A 17,840-nucleotide genomic window follows, 5' to 3' on the forward strand; every position below is an offset into this window, starting at 1 on the left:
GCGGAGCCGGTATGGCCGTCGAGGCCACCACGTGGGGTGGTGGCCTCGACGGCGCCCGGCTCGGTCACCCCGTGGGCTGAGTGACCTCCACGGCCCGAGCCGCGCTCATGGCGACGCGCGGCTCGGGCCGTTGCTTCGGCTCCGGTCAGTCGAGCCTGGTCAGTGCCTGCTCCTGGCGCGCCCCTTCGGCGCCGACCTCGGCGGCGAGTTCCCGGGTTTCCGCATCCCCGCCCGAGGTCTGCTCGCCGCGCGCCAGCACCACGAGCTGTGCCGCGTGGGCCCGCAGCAACGCGACCAGGCGCCGGTCGAACTGCGCCCCGGTCCCGGTCCGCAACGCCACGAGATCCGCCGCCGTGACCATCCCCGGCATTCGATGTCCACTGTGGACATCCGTGGCCGGCAGTCCCGCCCGGTCGCGGGCCGCCTTCAGCCGCGTCAGCAGTCGCTCCGACGGTGCCGCGACCGAGTCCGCGGCCGCCCGCACCGCCGGGCCCGCCGCGTGCGACGGCGCCAGCCGGGCGGCCGCCAGCGCGTTCTCGGTCATCGGCACCACCAGCTGCAGCCACGCCACATCGGTCGGGTTGAAGGGCGAAGCGGCGGGGGCGGCGGGGCCGGTGGTGGCGCAACCGCCCATGATCAGCGCCACCACCGCCGCCCCCAGGAGCGGCCGTCTCACGGACGGCCGGGCAGCCGGTAGTTCGGCCCGAGCACCGTGCCGCGGTCCGGCTTGTAGAGGTCGAACCCGCGCGGGTCGCACTGCAGGCCGCCGTTGATGCAGTGCTTCACCAGGGCCTCCAGCGTCGGCGGGTCCCATGCGTTGAAGAAGTCGTAGTGCCACGAGTACCCGCGCCCGCTGGCCAGGTGCACGCCGGACATGTCGCCGCTGACCGGGAACGCCATCTTGAACTCGAGCATCGGCACCGGCACCGGGTGGTCGGCCGGGCACGTCAGCGTCGCCCGGTCCGGGTACGCCAGGTGGCTCTTGTGGTCGGCCGAGTCCAAGTGGACGCCGTCCCAGCAGCTCGGTGCCTGGTAGCGGATGTTGAGCTGGCTGCCGTCGACGCACCGGACTGGGATGTCCCAGTTGTGGAAGCTGTCGCCGCACTCCCAGCCCTCGACGGCGCCGGTCGCGTGCTGGAACTCGTCCTGCGTCGCGGTGACGCTGCCGACGACGTACCGCAGCCCGCGCGGGAACGGCACGACTTTGGTGTAGTCGAGGATGCCGGACTTGTAGTAGACGACCTGCGCGAAGTTCGGCAGTACCACCTGGTTGCCGTTCAGGACGGTCGGGAACCAGTACGCCGAGAGGTCGTCCGGCGCCAGGCACGTCGTGTTGCCGACGCCGGCGTTCTGCAGCGACTGCAGGGTCGTCGCGGCGTTGGTGGTCTTGTTGCCGAGGAACGTGTGGTCGTGCGACGCGCCGGGCAGCCCGGGGAAGACGATCGGGTCGTCCGGCTGGTGGTGACTGGGGGAGCAGTTGACCTGGAACTCGTGGTGGGTCACCAGGTCGTCCGCGCCGGCGGGCGACCAGGTGGCCGCGGTCAGGAAGGCGCCTGCCAGCACGGTGGCGGCGGTGCAGGCGAGGAGCGCGATTTTCGATGCCAAGGGTCCTCCACGGTGAGGTGCCAAGGATGGGAGAGCGCTCTCCCACAGCATGCGCACCCGGCCCCGGCCGTGTCAAGGAGCACCCGGATGGCCCGCCGGACAGTCATTGTCGGGTTCGCGGGCGAATCTTGACAACGCGGGGGCGCGTGCCGAACCATCGATCGCGCCGGAGAGCGCTCTCCCCCTCCGTTCCCCTTGTCGTACGGGAGTCATCGTGGACCGACCGTCGCTCCTCCGTGCCGTCCCGGCGCTGGTGGCCCTGCTGGTGCTGGGGTTGCTCGCCGGCCCGTCCCCGGCGCACGCCGCCACCCTGCTTTCCCAAGGCAGACCGGCCACCGCCTCGAGCAGCGAAGGCGCGGGCACCCCGGCGTCCGCGGCCGTCGACGGCGACGCCGGCACCCGCTGGGCCAGCGCCTGGAGCGACCCGCAGTGGCTGCAGGTCGACCTCGGCGCGCCCGCCGACATCAGCCAAGTCACGCTCAACTGGGAAGCCGCTTACGCGACCGCTTACGAAATCCAGGTTTCCGACGATGCCGGTACCTGGCGGACCGTGTACAGCACGACCACCGCAACCGGCGGTATCCAGAACTTCGCCGTCACCGGCCACGGCCGGTACGTCCGCCTCTACGGCACCCACCGCGCCGGCGGCTACGGCTACTCGCTGTGGGAGTTCCAGGTCAGCGGCACCCCGGGGACTTCGACGCCGGGCGGCCCCGGCGTCACGAAGGTGACCGGCAGCCAGGGCAACTGGCAGCTGAGCGTCGACGGCGCGCCGTGGACGGTGAAGGGCCTGACGTGGGGTCCGCCGGTGAGCGAGGCGGCAACGCGGATGCCGGAGCTGCACTCGATCGGCGTCAACACCGTCCGCACCTGGGGCACCGACGGCAGCAGCCAGCCGCTGTTCGACGCCGCCGCGGCCAACGGCATCAAGGTCGTGGCCGGCTTCTGGCTGCAACCCGGCGGCGGCCCGGGCAGCGGCGGCTGCGTCGACTACACCACCGACACGAACTACAAGAACACGATGCTCGCCGAGATCCAGAAGTGGGTCACCGCCTACAAAGCACACCCCGGCGTGCTGATGTGGAACGTCGGCAACGAGTCGATCCTCGGCATGCAGAACTGCTACTCCGGCACGCAACTGGAGCAGAACCGGATCGCCTACACGCGGTTCGTCGACCAAGCCGCGCAAGCGATCCACGCGATCGATACCAACCACCCGGTCACCTCGACCGACGCCTGGACCGGCGCGTGGCCGTACTACAAGGCGTACGCGCCGAGCCTCGACCTCTACTCCGTCAACTCCTACGCCCAGGTCTGCCAGGTGAAGCAGGACTGGCTCGCGGGCGGCTACACGAAGCCGTACATCATCACCGAGACCGGCCCGGCCGGCGAGTGGGAGGTGCCCAACGACGTCAACGGCGTGCCCACGGAACCGACCGACCAGCAGAAGCGCGACGGGTACGTCAACGCCTGGAACTGCGTGCTCGCGCATCCGGGTGTGGCGCTCGGCGCGACGTTGTTCCACTACGGCACCGAAGGCGACTTCGGCGGCGTCTGGTTCAACATCACGACCGGCAACGAGAAGCGGCTCTCCTGGTACGCCGTCCGCAGGCTCTACAGTGGACAGACGAGCGGCAACACGCCGCCGGTGATCTCGTCGATGAACCTCGGCCGCGTCACCGACGTCCCGGCCGGCTCGACGTTCACCCTCACGGCGAACGTGTCCGATCCGGACGGCGACCCGATCACCTACACCATGGGCTACAACAGCAAGTACATCAACAACGCTTCGGGCCTGATCCCGGCGCAGTTCACCGGGAACGGCACGTTCACCGTCACCGCGCCGCAGCAGCTGGGCGTCTGGAAGATCTACCTCTACGCCCGGGACGGCCACGGCGACGTCGGCATCGAGACGCGGTCGCTGCGCGTGGTCGCCCCGCCGGTGCCAGGCACGAACCTGGCCCGCGGCAGGGCGACCACGGCGTCGACCTACCAGGCCGACGGCCCCGGCGCGCCCTACCCGCCGCAGGCCGCCACGGACGGCGACACCGCGACGCGCTGGGCGAGCGCGTGGGCCGATCCGCAGTGGCTGCAGGTGGATCTGGGCGGCCGGCAGGCGTTCGACCACGTCCAGCTGATCTGGGAGGCCGCCTTCGGGAAGGCGTACGAGATCCAGGTCAGCGACGACGCGGCGAGCTGGCGGACGGTGTACTCGACGACGTCGGGCGACGGCGGCGCCGACGACCTCGCGATCGCCGCCACCGCCCGGTACGTCCGGATGTCGGCCACCCAGCGCGGCACCGCGTACGGCTACTCGCTGTACGAGTTCGGCGTCTACCGCAGCTGATTCACCGGGCCTTCGGCGTCGGCGAGGTCCGCCCAGCCGGCGCCACCGGGCCGGAACTTTCGGCTTGGTGGCGCCGGGCGCGCGAGATGGCCGGTGGGCGGACGCGACCGTCGGCCGAACCCCCCTTTGCCGCGGCGGTACTTTTGCCGCGCCACCCCGCCTCGACACCCCGCTACCCTCCCGCCATGCCGGACACGACGACCCGGGTCGTCCCCCTCTCCCGCGCCCGCCGCTGGACGTGGGTCCTCGTCGTGGTCGCACTCGCCTTCGCCGCCTGGCACGGTTACGGCATCACCGTCGCGCCCGAGCGGCCCTTCTTCTGGATCGGCGTCGCGCTCGACGTCCTCGTCGCCGTCGTCGCCTGGCTGCTCGGCCGGGCCTGGCCACCCGTGGCGACCTTCCTCCCGGACGCCATCGCCTTCGACCGGACGCAGGTCCCGTACAGCGCGATCACCGACGTCCGGCGCGGGGCGGTGTCGGCCAAGCCGTTCTGGCTCGCCTTCTGGATCCCGACGTCCCTGGTGGTCGGGCTGATCGTCGCGCTCCGGCCGTCCGGCGACTTCGACCGCGAGGTCGTCGAATTCCGCGCCGGCCAAGGCCGCGTGCGCACCCGCTGGCGCGACCACCGAGCCGCCGAAACCTTCCTCGCCGCCCTGCGCGACAAGCTCCCCGACCTCGAAGTCCGGTACGGTGTCGACCCCGCGTCCTACGCGCGGGACCACTCGCCGCGCCTCGGCGTCGGCGGCGGGTTCCTGGCCTTCGCTCTCGGGATCTGGCTGTTCTTCGGTGCCTGGTTCGGGTTCCAGCTGTTCGACCGGTCCCTGGACCGCGGCCCCTTCCCGCCGGGACCGACGTCCGCGGCGATCAACGAACTCGCCACCGGCCTGTCCGGCTTCGCGCCGCTGCCGGACGTCTCCCGCGACTTCACCGAATGGCCCTGCGACCGCACCAACGACCTCGTGCTCGGCCCGGACCCCGGCGCCGCCGACCTGCACCTCAAGCTGGAAGGCCGGACACCCACGGCCGGCGCCGTCGAAGCGCGGCTCCGGCAGGCGGCGGGGATGGACCCGGACCAGTACCTCGAGCGGCTCGGTCCGGACGACATCGACTTCGAGGTCGACATCCCCGAGGTCGACGACCTCTACGTGGAGTTCTCCACCGGCTGCGTCACCGACGACGCCGTGCCGGGCCTGCGCGACGACCTCGCGAAGCTGGCGACGGCGATGGGAGTGGGCTGAGGTGGGGTGGCGCGGCGGGAGCACGGTGCGGCGCGTGGCCACCCCCAGCGACCACGTGACATCACCCTGCGGCCGCAGCGCCACCCCGGGCTCCGGTGTCCTGTTTTCGAAACACCGAACAGGAGTATCGTAGTCTTTCCGGGACAGGCTGTGTCAAGTTTTCGGGACAGCTAGGCTGACGGTTGTCACGTTTCCTGGCCGAAGGTGGTGTGTGGTGAGCGATGAGCGCAGTTTCGCGGAACGGCTGGCGCAGTTGATCGCGACCGTGCACCCGCCGGACCGCAAGCCGTACTCCTACCGGGAGATCGCGCACGGCGTCGCCGAGCAGACCGGCGTGACGATGTCGGCGACCCACGTCCAGCAGCTCGCCGTCGGCGCGCGCAAGGACCCCAAGCGGTCGCACATCCAGGCCCTCGCGCAGTTCTTCGGCGTGCCGGTGACCTACTTCTTCGACGACGAGGTCGCCGGGCAGGTCGACCGCCAAGTCGAGGACGTCGTGGCCTGGCGCGACACCGAGGCGCGCAACCTCGCCCAGCGCGCCATGCGGCTCTCGCCGCGCGACCGCGAGACCGTGACGGCGCTGCTCGACCAGCTGGCCGGCTACGACGAAACCCGGCACCGCGAGGGCCGGCGCCGGAAGCCGGAGTGACCGCGCGCGGTCGGCTACGATGACCTCGTCCGTGATGGCGCCCCGGTGCACCCGGCTGGCGTCCGGTGACCGGGGAGGACCCATCGACGAGCGCGGCTTGACGGACCTCCGGGCCGGTGCCCGCGCGCGGGTGCGCGCGCTGCTCGCCGCCGTCCCGGTGCCGCGTCCGTGGTCGATGAACGCCTGGGTCGACCGCCTCGAGACCTGGCGCGGCCGCGAAATCGACCTCGTCCCGGTCGAATACCGGCCCGGCCGCCCGTCCGGCGCGTGGCAGGCCCGCCCGGACTACGACCTGATCGCGTACGTCGAGCACACGTCGGCGCTGCACCAGGACCACATCATCGCCCACGAGCTCGCCCACATGCTGTGCGCGCACACGGGCTCCTGCCAGATGTCGGAATCCGAGGCCGCGCAGCTCGCCCCGGACCTCGCGCCGCAGGCGTTGTCCCACCTGCTCACCCGCGTGACGACCGGCACCGACGAGTACGAGGCCGAGCTGATCGCCGTGCTGCTGATGAGCGCCGCGACGAGCGAGCCGCCCGCCGTTCAGCCGGGTGCGTCCGGCCGGGCGGCGGATCAGGCTAGGCGGCTGGCGGCACTCCTGGGATAGTGCCGTCTCGTGATCGACATTCTGTTCGTCGGGGTCGGGCTCTTCGCGTTGGCGGTCGGGATCTGGCGCGCGGTCCGCGCCCGGCGCACCGGGGCGGGGGCCGGGCTGGCCGTCTCGCTCATCGCGCTGGGGGCGGCGTTCTGCTTCCTGTCCAACCGGGCGCAGCTCTTCGAGAGCGAGATCTACCCGAGCCTCGGGCGGCTGCTGTCGAACCTCGCGACGATGGTCGCGGCCTACGGCATCGGCCTGACGGTCGCGGAGATCAGCGGCACCCGCGACCGCGGCGGCCGGCTCCGGCTGGTGGCGCTCGGCACCGCGCTGGTCCTGCTGACGGTGATGTTCTTCAGCACGCCGGATCTGCCGCGCGGCATCGGCCTGTTCGACGAGCTGTACCGCACGCACCCGACGCTGGTCGTCTACGTCTTCGTGTACACGGTCTACCTCGGCTTCGCGGTGATCGACATCGGCGTGGTGTCGGCGGTGACGATCCGCGCGAGCGGCGGCGCGCTGCGCGCCGGGTTGACGTTGCTGCTGCTGGCCTCGGCGTTCGCGGTCGCGTACCTCGCGGGCAAGGTCGTCGCGACGATCGGGGCGCTGCAGGCCGAGCACCCGGTGAAGGCGTTGTGCCGCGGGCCGTTCTCGACGCTGCCGTGCGCGCTCGACGTGGGTTTCCCGGCGGTCTCGGTGTTGCTGATCGTGGTGGGGTTGACGATCCCGTCGGTCCCGGGATTGGTGGCCGGGCGTCGCGACGCGAAGACGCTTCGCCTGCTTCGGCCGCTTCGGACGCACTTGACGCGGCGGTTCCCGGAGATCGTCCGCATCGACCCGGGCGGGCCGTCGCGTCGCGAGCGGCTGTTGACGGCGATGAGCGAGACGAACGACGGGTTGATCTTGGCCGGGGTAACGCCGGAGCTGCCGGCCCCGGCGGCGGCCCGGCTGGTGCGCGACCTGCCGGACGAGCCGGGGGAGGAGGAGCCGCCGTCGGCCGCGCAGGCGGAGCCGTTCGCCGCTGACGTCGCGCGGTTGCGGGCGATCGCGCGGGCGTACCGGAAGCTGGACGGCGCCGTGGTCGACGAGGTGACCAGCCCGGCGAAGTGACTTCAATGGTGTAGCAACTACGAAAGTGCAGCGACTGCAGCTCCACACTCGCGCGGGCGGACCGCTCACCCGCCGAACGGCGCTTCCAGCCGCGGTTCCCACCCGCGCTCGGTGAGGGCGACCAACTGCAGCGCTTCGGCACGGCCGGTCATCGGCAGCAACGGCCGGACTTCGGCGGCGACGCGGGAGAGGGTGTCGTCGTCCCCGCCCATGGCGACGGTCACGTGCGCCGGCGGCCGAGGCCCGAACCGCCCACCGTAGGGCGGAACGTCCGGCCACCGGGCGCAAACCGCATCGGTGACCGCCTGGAGCGACGGGGCCGGAAGCGCCAGGAAACCGGGCGCCGGCAGAACGTCGGTCAGCTCGACGGAAACCGGAGAAGTCGCGGCGGCAAGCGAACGAACCGCCGACAGGACCTCATCGCTCAGCGAGGCGTCGGGAAGGAACGGGTACAGCGCGGTCACGTGAGCGGGCAACCCGGGCCGCACCAAGCCGGAATCGATCCGCCGGGCCACGGCGAGCGCGGATTCGGCGGCGGGCAGCAGGATCACCAGCGCGGTGGTTCCGATCTCGGGCACCCCCGCATCATGGCAGTGCCACGTCGACGGCCACCGGGAGCCATCGCCTTGTGCCGGCCACGCGCCGCGGTGTTCCGGACTCGCGGTTTTTTGCCTGCCGCGGGTCAGCGACCCTTCTGAACTGTCGCGTCGTGACAACCGCGCGGCCAGTCCCGGAAACCAAAAACCATGCGGAGGTCTCCGGAAACCGTCACGCCGCCGCGGTCTCCGGGAACCGCCCCGAGCGGGCCAGCGCCAAGCTCCGCCGGCACAACTCCACCAGCTCCAAGTTGGCCCGGCTGCGCGGGCTACGGCCGCAAAGTCCGCAGTGGATCGCCACCTCGCCGGTCAGCTCGTCCACCGCCACCAGCGCCTGGTGGTCGCAACTGCGGCACCAGCGGTACCCGATCGCCGGGTTCGTGTGCACCGGGGATGCCACGCAGTCGTGCAGCCAACGGCGGTGCGTGCGGCACGAGACGCGGTCGGTCGGGTCGAGCCGGCCGGCGTCTTCGTCGCGGTCCTCGCCCGCCAGCGTCGATGCCAGCAGGGGCTGTCTCGCCGCCGCGGGGCGGTCGTCGGGATTCGGGCTGGCCCACGCGTGGTGGTCGCCGCATCGGCACTTCTCGGACATGTCGCCCCCAGTGGTCGGGTGAATCGATCCGTCGAGTGTGACCGGGGCAACAGCGCGGCGACAACCGGGAAAACGCTCAGTTTCGGTCGGCGGCAGGGGTTCCGCGGCGGGCGGACGTGCGGACTTTGGCCCCGCTTTATGCGAACATATGTTCTATGACGGACGCCGAGGGGCCCATCCTGCACGCCGACCTCGACTCGTTCTACGCGTCGGTCGAGCAGCGCGACGACCCGGCGCTGAAGGGGCGTCCGGTCATCGTCGGCGGCGGGGTCGTCCTGGCCGCGAGTTACGAGGCCAAGGCCTATGGCGTGCGCACCGCGATGGGCGGCGCGCAGGCCCGGCGGCTGTGCCCACACGCCGTCGTCGTGCCGCCGCGGATGTCGGCGTATTCGGCCGCGAGCAAGGTCGTCTTCGACGTCTTCCACGACACCACGCCGTGGGTGGAAGGCCTCTCGATCGACGAAGCCTTCCTCGACGTCGGGGGGTTGGCGAGGATCGGCGGACGGCCCCGTGACATCGCCGAACGGCTGCGCGCGACCGTCGCCGAGCGTGCCGGGCTACCGATCACGGTAGGGGTTGCGCGGACGAAGTTCCTCGCGAAGGTCGCCAGCCGCGTCGCGAAACCGGACGGCCTGCTCGTCGTGCCGCACGACGCCGAGCTCGAGTTCCTGCACCCGCTGCCGGTCGGCGCGCTGTGGGGCGTCGGCAAGGTCACCACCGAGAAGCTGCGCGCGCGGGGCATCACGACGGTCGGGCAGCTGGCCGCGTCCGAGCCGGTCGACCTGGTGAGCATGCTCGGCCGGGCGGCCGGCGGGCACCTCCACGACCTGGCGCACAACCGGGACCCGCGCCGCGTCGAGGTCGGCCGGCGGCGCCGGTCGATCGGCGCCCAGCGGGCCCTCGGGCGCGGCAGACGGACTCCGGCGGAGCTCGACGTCGTGCTCGTGGCGCTCATCGACCGCATCGCCCGCCGGTTGCGCGCCGCCCGCCGCGTCTGCCGGACGGTCACGATCCGCCTGCGCTTCGCCGATTTCACCAGGGTCACCCGCTCGCACACGCTCAACGACCCGACGGCGGGCACCGGCGTGCTGCTCGCCGCGGCGCGGGAGCTGCTCGTCGCCGCGTTGCCGATGATCGCCGACCGCGGCATCACGCTGCTCGGCGCCGCGCTGTCGAACCTGGCCGACGAAGACCCGTTCCAGCCGGCGCTGCCGTTCGAGCGTCAGCGGGCGACCCAGCTCGACACCGCCTTGGACGCGGTGCGGGACCGGTTCGGCAAAGCGGCGGTCACCCGGGCGATCCTGCTCGGCCGCCCGGACGACCTCGAAGTGCCGCTGCTGCCGGATTGACGGGAAAACCGTCAGTTTCCGGGTCTTTCGGGAATGCGGGCGTGGGCGAGTGCGGAAAGCGCGGCGGGGCGCAGCGCGTCGGTGCGGTTCCACAGCTCCGGGGCCACGCTCTCGCGCTGCCCGGCCTGTTCGACGACTTCGAAACCGGCCGCACGCAGGAGATCGGCCATGGCCGCGGGGGAGAGGAAGGTGCGCCACGGCTCGCCCTGTTCCGCGGCGACCGGGGCGACGGCCTCGGCGTAGCCGTTTCCGGCCGCGTCCCGCAGTTCCGGGGGAAGCAGGTGATCGGTCACGATTTCCGATCCGGGTGCGAAACCGCCGAGATCCGTCAATGTGGCGAGAATCGCCTTCCGGGTCAGGTACACGGTGACACCGAGCCAGCTCACGAACACGGGGCGAAACGGGTCCAGTCCACTCTGGACGAGCCGTTCCCGGAGCGGATCGGCTTCGAAGTCGACCGGGACGAACGTGACCGAAGCGGGCACGGCGACGCCGGCGTGCTCGAGCAGTTCCCGTTTGGCGGCCTGGGTCGCCGCGTGGTCGACCTCGAAGACCCGGAATCGTCCGGGTACGCTCCGATAGGCGAACGAATCCAGCCCGGCGCCGAGAATCAGATACTGGTCTATACCGGAATTGCCGCGAAGCAGCCGGTCTTCGGTGAACCGGCCGCGGCACACCGCCTGGGCGCGGGCGCCGGCCAGGACGGGATGCGTGCCGTGGACGTGGTGGTAGGCCAAGAGTTCCTCGGCGCGGTCGCCGAGGAGTGTCGCGGCGAGGGTGTCGGAGAAGATGACGGGCCCGGCGTCGACGAGCAAATGTGCCGCTCGCGCGGCGGCCGCGGTGAAGGCCGTCCGGCTGACGCGGGGTGCAATACCGGGAAAGTCGTCGGTGGTCATGCGGCAACGGTACCGATTTGATTTCAAACATATCACAACAACAAATATTCGACAAGATGGCGCGCATTCCGGCTCGGTTGCAGTCACTCTGGACGGGGGCGACGCGGTCGCCCGGGCGGCCATTGTGGACGCTTCACGGGTGTCGCGCGTGCCGGACGGGATTCGACAGGTTAGGGTCTGTCCGACCGTGTTCTGGAGAAGATGAGGAACGACGAACCATGGCGCAACGGGTGCACGTCGAGATGGTGGACGACCTCGACGGGAGCGAGGCTTCGCAGACCGTCCCCTTCAGCCTTGACGGGGTGACGTACGAGATCGACCTGTCCGAGGGCAACGCTTCCGCGCTCCGGGACGAACTCTCCCGCTACGTCGCCGCGGCGCGGCGGACCGGCGGCCGCAAGGTGCGCCTCGCGACCGGCCAGTCGCTGTCGGGCTCGGCGGGCTCGGGTACCGACCGCGAGCGCAACCGCCAGATCCGCGAGTGGGCGCAGGCGAACGGCTACGAGGTGGCCGAGCGAGGCCGCCTGTCGAGCGAGATCATCGCGGGCTTCGAGGCCGACCAGGCCGCGGCGGCCGAGCCGGTGGAGGCCAAGCCGGCACGCAAGCGCGCGACGCGCAAGAAGGCCTGACACCGGGACCGGTTGTCGGAGAAGGAATGCTGCCTCGGTCCCGGCGCGCGTGAGTGCGCGGTCGGATCGGGTGGTGTTCGGCAGGTCGGTTTCGCGCGCCCGGAGCCGGGGAGCTCCCGGCGCGCGAAATGGGGGGCGGCTGGGTAGTCATCCCGGCCCTCTCAGGTGAGCTGGGGTACGGCTGCCGCCGCGGAGGCTCGCGCCGCTCCGTCGAATGGGCGCGCTGCCATCGGGTTGGGCCGCGTCCGGTCAGAGGTGATCCGCGGCTGTCCCGGTCGGGCTGTCCCGCGGCGCCACATCCCCTCCGTCGCATGTGGATCTTCCCGCCCGTCCGGTCCGGTGGGTAGCCGGCGGTCACGCGCCGTCGTCCCGGCGCGAAAAAGCCACCGGACGCGGACATTTCCCGGCCGGTAAAGCTTGTCGGAGGGTGGCTCCGATCGCCAGACTGTCAGTGCTCCGCGCGGCCGGTACCGCGCCGGAGCACGGCCCGGTGACCGCCTCCTCCCTCGATGGTCACCGGGCCGCCTTCGGTTCTGCCCCCGAGGGCGTCCTCGTCGCGAAGCGCTTTCCCCGCCGATTGGGCGTCCCGGCAACCAGCCTGTGGACAATCGGCCGCAACGAGCGCACACTCAGACTACTCCATACTGCATACAATCTTCAGTTGCGAGTTCCGAGGAGGCGGTCACGATGGCCGAGGTCCGTGAGCTCCGGGACGTCTACGGACGGCGGTACCGCGTCGGCGAGTCCGACCGGGAGCTGCTCGGCCGCCCGCGGACGTGGATCACCTGGCTGGCCGGGGCGGCGATGCTGGCCGCCGGCGTGCAGCAGTACGGCTTCGGCGCGCTCGTCCCGCAGCTGACCCAGGCGCACGGGTGGACGTTCGGTGCCATCGTGCTTTCGCTCGCGGTGTGGGCGATCTGCCAGGCCGGGGCCGCTTTTCCGACGGCGTGGCTGCGCGAGCGCGGCCTGCTCCCCGCGTCCGCGGCGATGGCCGCCGGCGCCGTGCTCTGCGCCGCCGGGCTCGTGACGCTCGGCCACGCGACCAGCCTGCTGACCGTCTTCCTCGGCTACTCCGTCCTCGGCGGCCTCGGCACCGGCTTGGTCTACGCGACCTGCGTCGGCGCGGTGCTGGCCTGGTTCCCGGACCGCACCGCCCCCAGCGCGGGCGTCGTGAGCGGCGCGTTCGCCTACGGCAGCGTGCCCTTCGTCGTGCTCGCCGCCGCCCTGCCGGCCGCGCGGCCGGTGCTCCTCGACGTCACCGCGGGCGTCGTCCTCGTCGTGATCGCCGGGTGCGCCCTGCTGCTGCGGTACCCGCCGCGGCACTGGTGGCCCGCGACGCCCGAGCCGCGCACGTGGGCTCTCGACCGGGCGCACAACCGGCGCCCGGCCGTCCGCCACTACCGGCCCGCCGAGCTGTTCCGGTGCGGGACGACCCTCGCGCTGTACCTGGTCGTCGTGCTCGCGGCCGCGGTGCTGCTGTTCGACCTGGCCTACCTCGCGACGTTCGTCGCCGAGCGCGGCGGGCCCGGGCTCGCCGCGGCCGCCTTGGCCCTGCTCGCCGCGGCCACGGGCAGTGGCCGGGTGCTCATCGGCCGGTTCGCCGACCGGCTCGGCCGGCACCGGATCCTGCGGTTCGCGCTGCTCGCGGGCGGTGTCGCCCAGTTCGTCCTCTTCTACGAGGGCGAGCACCGGCACGCCGCCGGGCTGCTGCTCGGCGTCGCGCTCGCCGGGCTCGGCAACGGCTGCTGCTACACGCTGCTGGTCGGCCTGGTGCGCGAATACTTCGGCGAGGAGTCGGCGGCCCAGAACTTCGGGATACTGTATTCCGCCAAGGCCGTCGGCGCGGTGGTCGGGATCGGGCTGGCCGCGCTCGTCGTGACGTCGCACGGGTTCGTCGGCGCCTTCGCCGCGGCGGGCGTGCTGAGCCTGGCCGGCGCCGTGCTGTCCGGACGGCTGACCCAGCCGGGCCGGCCCAAGTCGCTGCTGCCGGCGGCCTGACGTGGGGCGGATGACGAGCCGGCGCCGGGTGCTGCGCGTCCACGACGGCGCGCACACCGCGCGGCCGGACACGCTGACCGTCGAAGAACCCCTCGAGATCCGGGTGGCCGGGAAGGCGCTGTCCATCACGATGCGCACCCCGGGCGACGACTTCGACCTCGCCGCCGGGTTCCTGGTCGGCGAGGGCGTGGTGCGGGCGGCCGCGGACATCCACTCGATCCGCTACTGCGCCGGCGCCACGGCCGACGGGAGCAACACGTACAACATCCTGGACGTCGTGCTCGCGCCGGGCGTCGCGCCGCCGGACGCGTCGGTGGAGCGGAACTTCTACACGACGTCCTCGTGCGGGCTGTGCGGCAAGGCGAGCCTGGACGCCGTCCGGACGACGGTGACGTGGCCGGTGGCCGCGGACCCGTTCGCCACCGACCCGGCGACGTTGGCCGGGCTGCCCGACGAACTCCGTGCGGCGCAACGGGTCTTCGACCGGACCGGCGGGCTGCACGCGGCGGGGCTGTTCGACGCCGACGGCAAGCTGCTGTGCCTGCGCGAGGACGTCGGCCGGCACAACGCGGTGGACAAGGTGGTCGGCTGGGCGACCCGCGACGGCCGGCTGCCGCTGTCGGGGACGGCGCTGATGGTGAGCGGGCGGGCGTCGTTCGAGCTGGTGCAGAAGGCGGTGATGGCCGGGATCCCGTTGCTGGCGGCGGTTTCGGCGCCGTCGTCACTGGCGGTGGACCTGGCGGCCGAGGTGGGGCTGACGCTGGTGGGGTTCCTGCGGGGCACGTCGATGAACGTCTACACGCGACCGGACCGGCTGGGGCTTCAGCCGAGCTGAGCGAGGAAGGCGGCGACGGCGGGGGAGACGTCGGCCCGGTGCACGGCGCCGAGCTGCCAGGCCGGCGGGCGGTCGAACCGCCGGACGGTGAGATCGGGAAACCGCGCGGCGGCCGAGGAAGGCAGCACGCAGGCGGCGAGCCCGGCCCGGAGCAACCCGGCGGCCACGGCGAGATCATCGACCTCGAGCGAAAGCCGGCGGCCGGGGAAGGCGCGGTCGACGGCTTCCCGGATGGCCCAGCCGGCCGGGAAGTCCACGAGGGACAGTTCGGACAGATCGGCGGGCGCCGAGGGAGAGCCGCCGGGCGCGGTGGCGAGAACGAGCTCTTCGCCCGGCAGGGGAGTGAAAGCCGCGGATTCGAGCAACTCCGGCCCGCAGTTTTCGGCAATCGTCAGCACCACGTCCACTGTGGACTCCGCCACCGCCCCCGGCCCGTTGCAAGCCGCGACCTGGCGGACCTCCACCGCCAACCCCGGGTGCACGTGCCGCAACGTGGCCAGTACCCGGTGCCAGTCCGCCAGCAACCCCGGGCACACCCCCAGCCGCACCTGCCCGCTCACCGGGGTCACGGCCGCCCGCGCGCGGGCCGCCGCCTCCAGGGCCGCCCGTGCGGCGGGCAGGAACGCCTCGCCGGCGGGCGTCAGCTCCACCCGGTGCGTCGTGCGGTGGAACAACGGGGTCCCCAGGTCGCGCTCCAGGGCGCGGACCACTGTGGACACCGTCGACTGGACCGTCCGCAGCCGGTGGGCGGCCGCCGTGAAGCCGCCTTCCTCGGCGACCGCCACCACCACCGCCAGCTGGCGCAGCTCCATCACGGCACCTCGTCGAGCGCGCCGGTCCGCTCGTCGAGGACGTAGCCGCGCACCGCGTCCGTGTGCCGCAGGAACGGCGACGCCCGCAGCCGGGCGATGCACTGGCGGACGTCCTGGACCGGGTCGGTGAACGTCTCCGCCGCCCAGCCCGGCCGGATCCCCGTCGACGACTCCAGGCGGCGGGCGAAGTCCGTGTCCGTGAACCGCCGCATCCCGCAGTCCTGGTGGTGGATCAGCACGATCTCGCGGGTGCCCAGGAGGTGCTGGCTCACCGTCAGCGACCGGATCGCGTCGTCGGTGACCGCGCCGCCCGCGTTCCGGATCACGTGCGCGTCGCCCTCCCGGAGGCCGAGCAGCCGGGAGACGCTGATCCGCGCGTCCATGCACGCGAGCACCGCCAGCTTCAGCCGCGGGACCGCCGACGTCATCCCAGTACCTCGCGGGCGAGCGCCGCCGTCTCGCTCGGGGTGCGGCCGACCCGGATGCCCGCCGCCTCCAGGGCTTCCTTCTTCGCCGCCGCCGTGCCCGCCGAGCCGGAGACGATCGCGCCCGCGTGGCCCATCGTCTTGCCCTCCGGCGCGGTGAACCCGGCGACGTACCCGACGACCGGCTTCGACACGTTGGCCCGGACGAACTCCGCGGCCCGCTCCTCCGCGTCGCCGCCGATTTCGCCGATCAGCACGATCAGGTCCGTCTCCGGGTCCTTTTCGAACGCTTCGACGGCGTCGATGTGCGTCGTGCCGATGATCGGGTCGCCGCCGATGCCGACGCACGTGGAGAACCCGATGTCGCGCAGCTCGTGCATGAGCTGGTAGGTCAGCGTGCCGGACTTCGACACCAGCCCGATCCGCCCCGGGCCGGTGATGTCGGCCGGGATGATGCCCGCGTTCGACTTGCCGGGGGAGATGATGCCGGGGCAGTTCGGCCCGATGATCCGGGTGCGCCCGCCCGCGGCGACGGCGTGGGACCACAGCCGGGCGCTGTCGTGCACCGGGACGCCCTCGGTGATCACCACCGCGAGCCCGATCCCGGCGTCGACCGCTTCGACCACGGCGTCGGCGACGAACGGCGGCGGCACGAACAGCACGCAGACGTCCGCTCCGGTCGCCGCCATCGACTCCGCGACGCTGCCGAACACGGGAAGGTCGGCCGAGCCGAGCGAAACGTGCTGCCCGGCTTTGCGCGGGTTGACGCCGCCGACGACGTTCGTCCCCGCGGCCAGCATCCGCCGGGTGTGCTTGGCGCCTTCGGAGCCGGTGATGCCGGAGACGACGATCCGGCTGTTCTCGTCCAGGAAGATGGCCACGGTTCAGACCTCCGCGATCGCGAGCTTCGCCGCCTCGCGGGCGGCGTCGTCCATGGTGGCCACCACGGTGACCAGGGGATGGGCGGCGTCGGCGAGGATCCGCCTGCCTTCGGTGACGTTGTTGCCGTCGAGCCGGACCACGAGTGGCTTGGTGGCGCGGGTGCCCAGGATCTCCAGCGACCGGACGATCCCGGTCGCGACGGCGTCGCACGCGGTGATGCCGCCGAAGACGTTGACGAACACGCTGCGCACCTGCGGGTCGCCGAGGATCACGGTCAGCCCGTCGACCATCACCTGCGCCGACGCGCCGCCGCCGATGTCGAGGAAGTTCGCGGGCCCGCGCGCGCCGGCCTTCGCGGCGGCGGCCGCGACGACGTCCAAAGTGGACATGACCAGCCCGGCGCCGTTGCCGATGACGCCGATGTCGCCGTCGAGCTTGACGTAGTTGAGGTTCTTCGACCGCGCTTCCCGTTCCAGGGGATCGCTGTCCGAGGTGTCGTCGAACGACGCGGACCGGCGGAAGACCGCGTTGTCGTCCAGGGTGATCTTGCCGTCCAGCGCGACGATCCCGGTCGACGTGCTGGCCAGGGGGTTCACCTCGACCAGCGTGCAGTCCTCGGCGACGAACACGTCCCACAGCTTCTCGACGACGCCGGCGACCTCGCCGCGGACGTCGGCGGGGAACGCGGCGGCCACCGCGGCCGAGTCGACGCCGGACAGGGGGTCGACCGGTACCCGGACGAGCGCGTCCGGCCGGGACGCCGCGACCTCCTCGATCTCCATGCCGCCTTCGGTCGACGCCATGGCGAGGAACGTGCGCCCGGCGCGGTCGAGCAAGAAGGACAAGTAGTACTCCTCGGCGATCTCGCTCGCTTCGGTCACCAGGACGCGGTGCACGGTGTGGCCCTTGATGTCCATGCCGAGGATGTCGTCGGCGGCCTGTTCGGCGTCGTCGGCGGTCCGCACCACGCGGACCCCGCCCGCTTTGCCGCGGCCGCCGGTCTTCACCTGGGCCTTGACGACCACTGGGCCGTCGAGGGAAGCGGCCGCGGCCCGGGCTGACGCGGGATCGGCGGCGACCCGGCCGCGGGGGACGGGTACGCCGTGCTTCTCGAAGAGGTCACGGGCTTCGTGTTCGAAGAGGTCCATGCGGGGCGTCCTTTCCGCGACGGGGCCGGGCGAAGGGCGTGGAGTGGTGGTCCGCGGGGCCGGCTTCGAGTGCCGGAAAAACCCTGCGGATGGCCCTGGACACGGGCTGCTTGAAGAGTGACTATATGCCT

18 protein-coding genes are annotated in these 17,840 nt (G+C 72.2%); 9 read left to right on the top strand and 9 right to left on the bottom strand.

Features of this window, described 5'->3' with window-relative positions:
• Window positions 1–145 precede the first annotated feature (145 nt).
• Both ACERZO_RS13455 and ACERZO_RS13460 read right to left on the bottom strand, forming a co-directional pair.
• Window positions 146–676 carry a DUF305 domain-containing protein gene (locus tag ACERZO_RS13455; protein ID WP_372664948.1) on the bottom strand — a complete coding sequence of 177 codons (531 nt, stop codon included), beginning with the start codon at window positions 674–676 and terminating at the stop codon, window positions 146–148.
• Complete coding sequence (locus ACERZO_RS13460) at window positions 673–1,605, bottom strand: DUF1996 domain-containing protein (RefSeq protein WP_372664949.1); 933 nt, start codon at window positions 1,603–1,605, stop codon at window positions 673–675. Before ACERZO_RS13460 ends, ACERZO_RS13455 begins: the two co-directional genes overlap by 4 nt.
• A 214-nt stretch (window positions 1,606–1,819) precedes the next feature.
• On the opposite strand from ACERZO_RS13460, the gene ACERZO_RS13465 reads away from it, so the two are divergent.
• The 5 genes from ACERZO_RS13465 to ACERZO_RS13485 all read left to right on the top strand — a co-directional run bounded on the left by ACERZO_RS13465 (window position 1,820) and on the right by ACERZO_RS13485 (window position 7,547).
• Entirely contained in the window at window positions 1,820–3,952 is a 2,133-nt protein-coding gene (locus ACERZO_RS13465; RefSeq protein WP_372664950.1) for a discoidin domain-containing protein, read from the top strand.
• A gap of 185 nt (window positions 3,953–4,137) precedes the next feature.
• A complete protein-coding gene (locus ACERZO_RS13470) occupies window positions 4,138–5,190 on the top strand; it encodes a hypothetical protein (RefSeq protein WP_372664951.1) in 1,053 nt (350 codons plus the stop codon).
• A 214-nt stretch (window positions 5,191–5,404) separates the two neighbouring features.
• Window positions 5,405–5,839, top strand: coding sequence for an XRE family transcriptional regulator (locus tag ACERZO_RS13475; RefSeq protein ID WP_372664952.1), 435 nt, complete (start codon window positions 5,405–5,407; stop codon window positions 5,837–5,839).
• Between the two features lie 19 nt (window positions 5,840–5,858).
• Window positions 5,859–6,449 (top strand): hypothetical protein, encoded by a 591-nt coding sequence (locus tag ACERZO_RS13480; RefSeq protein ID WP_372664953.1) that lies wholly within the window; start codon window positions 5,859–5,861, stop codon window positions 6,447–6,449.
• 9 nt (window positions 6,450–6,458) lie between these two features.
• Entirely contained in the window at window positions 6,459–7,547 is a 1,089-nt protein-coding gene (locus ACERZO_RS13485) for a hypothetical protein (RefSeq protein ID WP_372664954.1), read from the top strand.
• A gap of 65 nt (window positions 7,548–7,612) precedes the next feature.
• On the opposite strand, the gene ACERZO_RS13490 is transcribed toward ACERZO_RS13485, so the two are convergent.
• Window positions 7,613–8,125, bottom strand: coding sequence for a 2'-5' RNA ligase family protein (locus ACERZO_RS13490; protein ID WP_372664955.1), 513 nt, complete (start codon window positions 8,123–8,125; stop codon window positions 7,613–7,615).
• Window positions 8,126–8,315: 190 nt separating this feature from the next.
• Window positions 8,316–8,735, bottom strand: coding sequence for a hypothetical protein (locus ACERZO_RS13495; protein WP_372664956.1), 420 nt, complete (start codon window positions 8,733–8,735; stop codon window positions 8,316–8,318).
• Window positions 8,736–8,890: 155 nt separating this feature from the next.
• Between ACERZO_RS13495 and dinB the strand changes: the two genes are divergently transcribed.
• A complete protein-coding gene (dinB, locus tag ACERZO_RS13500) occupies window positions 8,891–10,084 on the top strand; it encodes a DNA polymerase IV (RefSeq protein WP_372664957.1) in 1,194 nt (397 codons plus the stop codon).
• Between the two features lie 11 nt (window positions 10,085–10,095).
• Here the strand turns inward: dinB and ACERZO_RS13505 are convergent, their stop codons facing one another.
• Entirely contained in the window at window positions 10,096–10,980 is an 885-nt protein-coding gene (locus ACERZO_RS13505; RefSeq protein ID WP_372664958.1) for a class I SAM-dependent methyltransferase, read from the bottom strand.
• A gap of 218 nt (window positions 10,981–11,198) precedes the next feature.
• Between ACERZO_RS13505 and ACERZO_RS13510 the strand changes: the two genes are divergently transcribed.
• From ACERZO_RS13510 to fdhD, 3 genes are all read left to right on the top strand, one after another.
• On the top strand, window positions 11,199–11,609 hold the full coding sequence (locus tag ACERZO_RS13510; RefSeq protein WP_372664959.1) for a histone-like nucleoid-structuring protein Lsr2: 411 nt from the start codon (window positions 11,199–11,201) through the stop codon (window positions 11,607–11,609).
• A 687-nt stretch (window positions 11,610–12,296) separates the two neighbouring features.
• Window positions 12,297–13,607, top strand: coding sequence for an OFA family MFS transporter (locus ACERZO_RS13515; RefSeq protein ID WP_372664960.1), 1,311 nt, complete (start codon window positions 12,297–12,299; stop codon window positions 13,605–13,607).
• A 1-nt stretch (window position 13,608) separates the two neighbouring features.
• A complete protein-coding gene (gene fdhD, locus ACERZO_RS13520) occupies window positions 13,609–14,442 on the top strand; it encodes a formate dehydrogenase accessory sulfurtransferase FdhD (protein ID WP_372664961.1) in 834 nt (277 codons plus the stop codon).
• Here the strand turns inward: fdhD and ACERZO_RS13525 are convergent.
• From ACERZO_RS13525 to sucC, 4 genes are read right to left on the bottom strand one after another with little or no spacing between them, the layout of a single operon-like run.
• Window positions 14,430–15,254, bottom strand: coding sequence for a LysR family transcriptional regulator (locus ACERZO_RS13525; RefSeq protein ID WP_372664962.1), 825 nt, complete (start codon window positions 15,252–15,254; stop codon window positions 14,430–14,432). The genes fdhD and ACERZO_RS13525 overlap by 13 nt on opposite strands.
• Entirely contained in the window at window positions 15,254–15,682 is a 429-nt protein-coding gene (locus tag ACERZO_RS13530; RefSeq protein WP_372664963.1) for a beta-class carbonic anhydrase, read from the bottom strand. Before ACERZO_RS13530 ends, ACERZO_RS13525 begins: the two co-directional genes overlap by 1 nt.
• Window positions 15,679–16,560 (bottom strand): succinate--CoA ligase subunit alpha, encoded by an 882-nt coding sequence (gene sucD, locus ACERZO_RS13535; protein WP_372664964.1) that lies wholly within the window; start codon window positions 16,558–16,560, stop codon window positions 15,679–15,681. The genes ACERZO_RS13530 and sucD overlap by 4 nt, the downstream gene beginning before the upstream one ends.
• Window positions 16,561–16,563: 3 nt before the next feature.
• Window positions 16,564–17,709 carry an ADP-forming succinate--CoA ligase subunit beta gene (gene sucC / locus ACERZO_RS13540; protein WP_372664965.1) on the bottom strand — a complete coding sequence of 382 codons (1,146 nt, stop codon included), beginning with the start codon at window positions 17,707–17,709 and terminating at the stop codon, window positions 16,564–16,566.
• Window positions 17,710–17,840 lie beyond the last annotated feature (131 nt).

The organism is Amycolatopsis kentuckyensis (genome assembly GCF_041679295.1).
Taxonomy (GTDB): Bacteria; Actinomycetota; Actinomycetes; order Mycobacteriales; family Pseudonocardiaceae; genus Amycolatopsis; species Amycolatopsis kentuckyensis_A.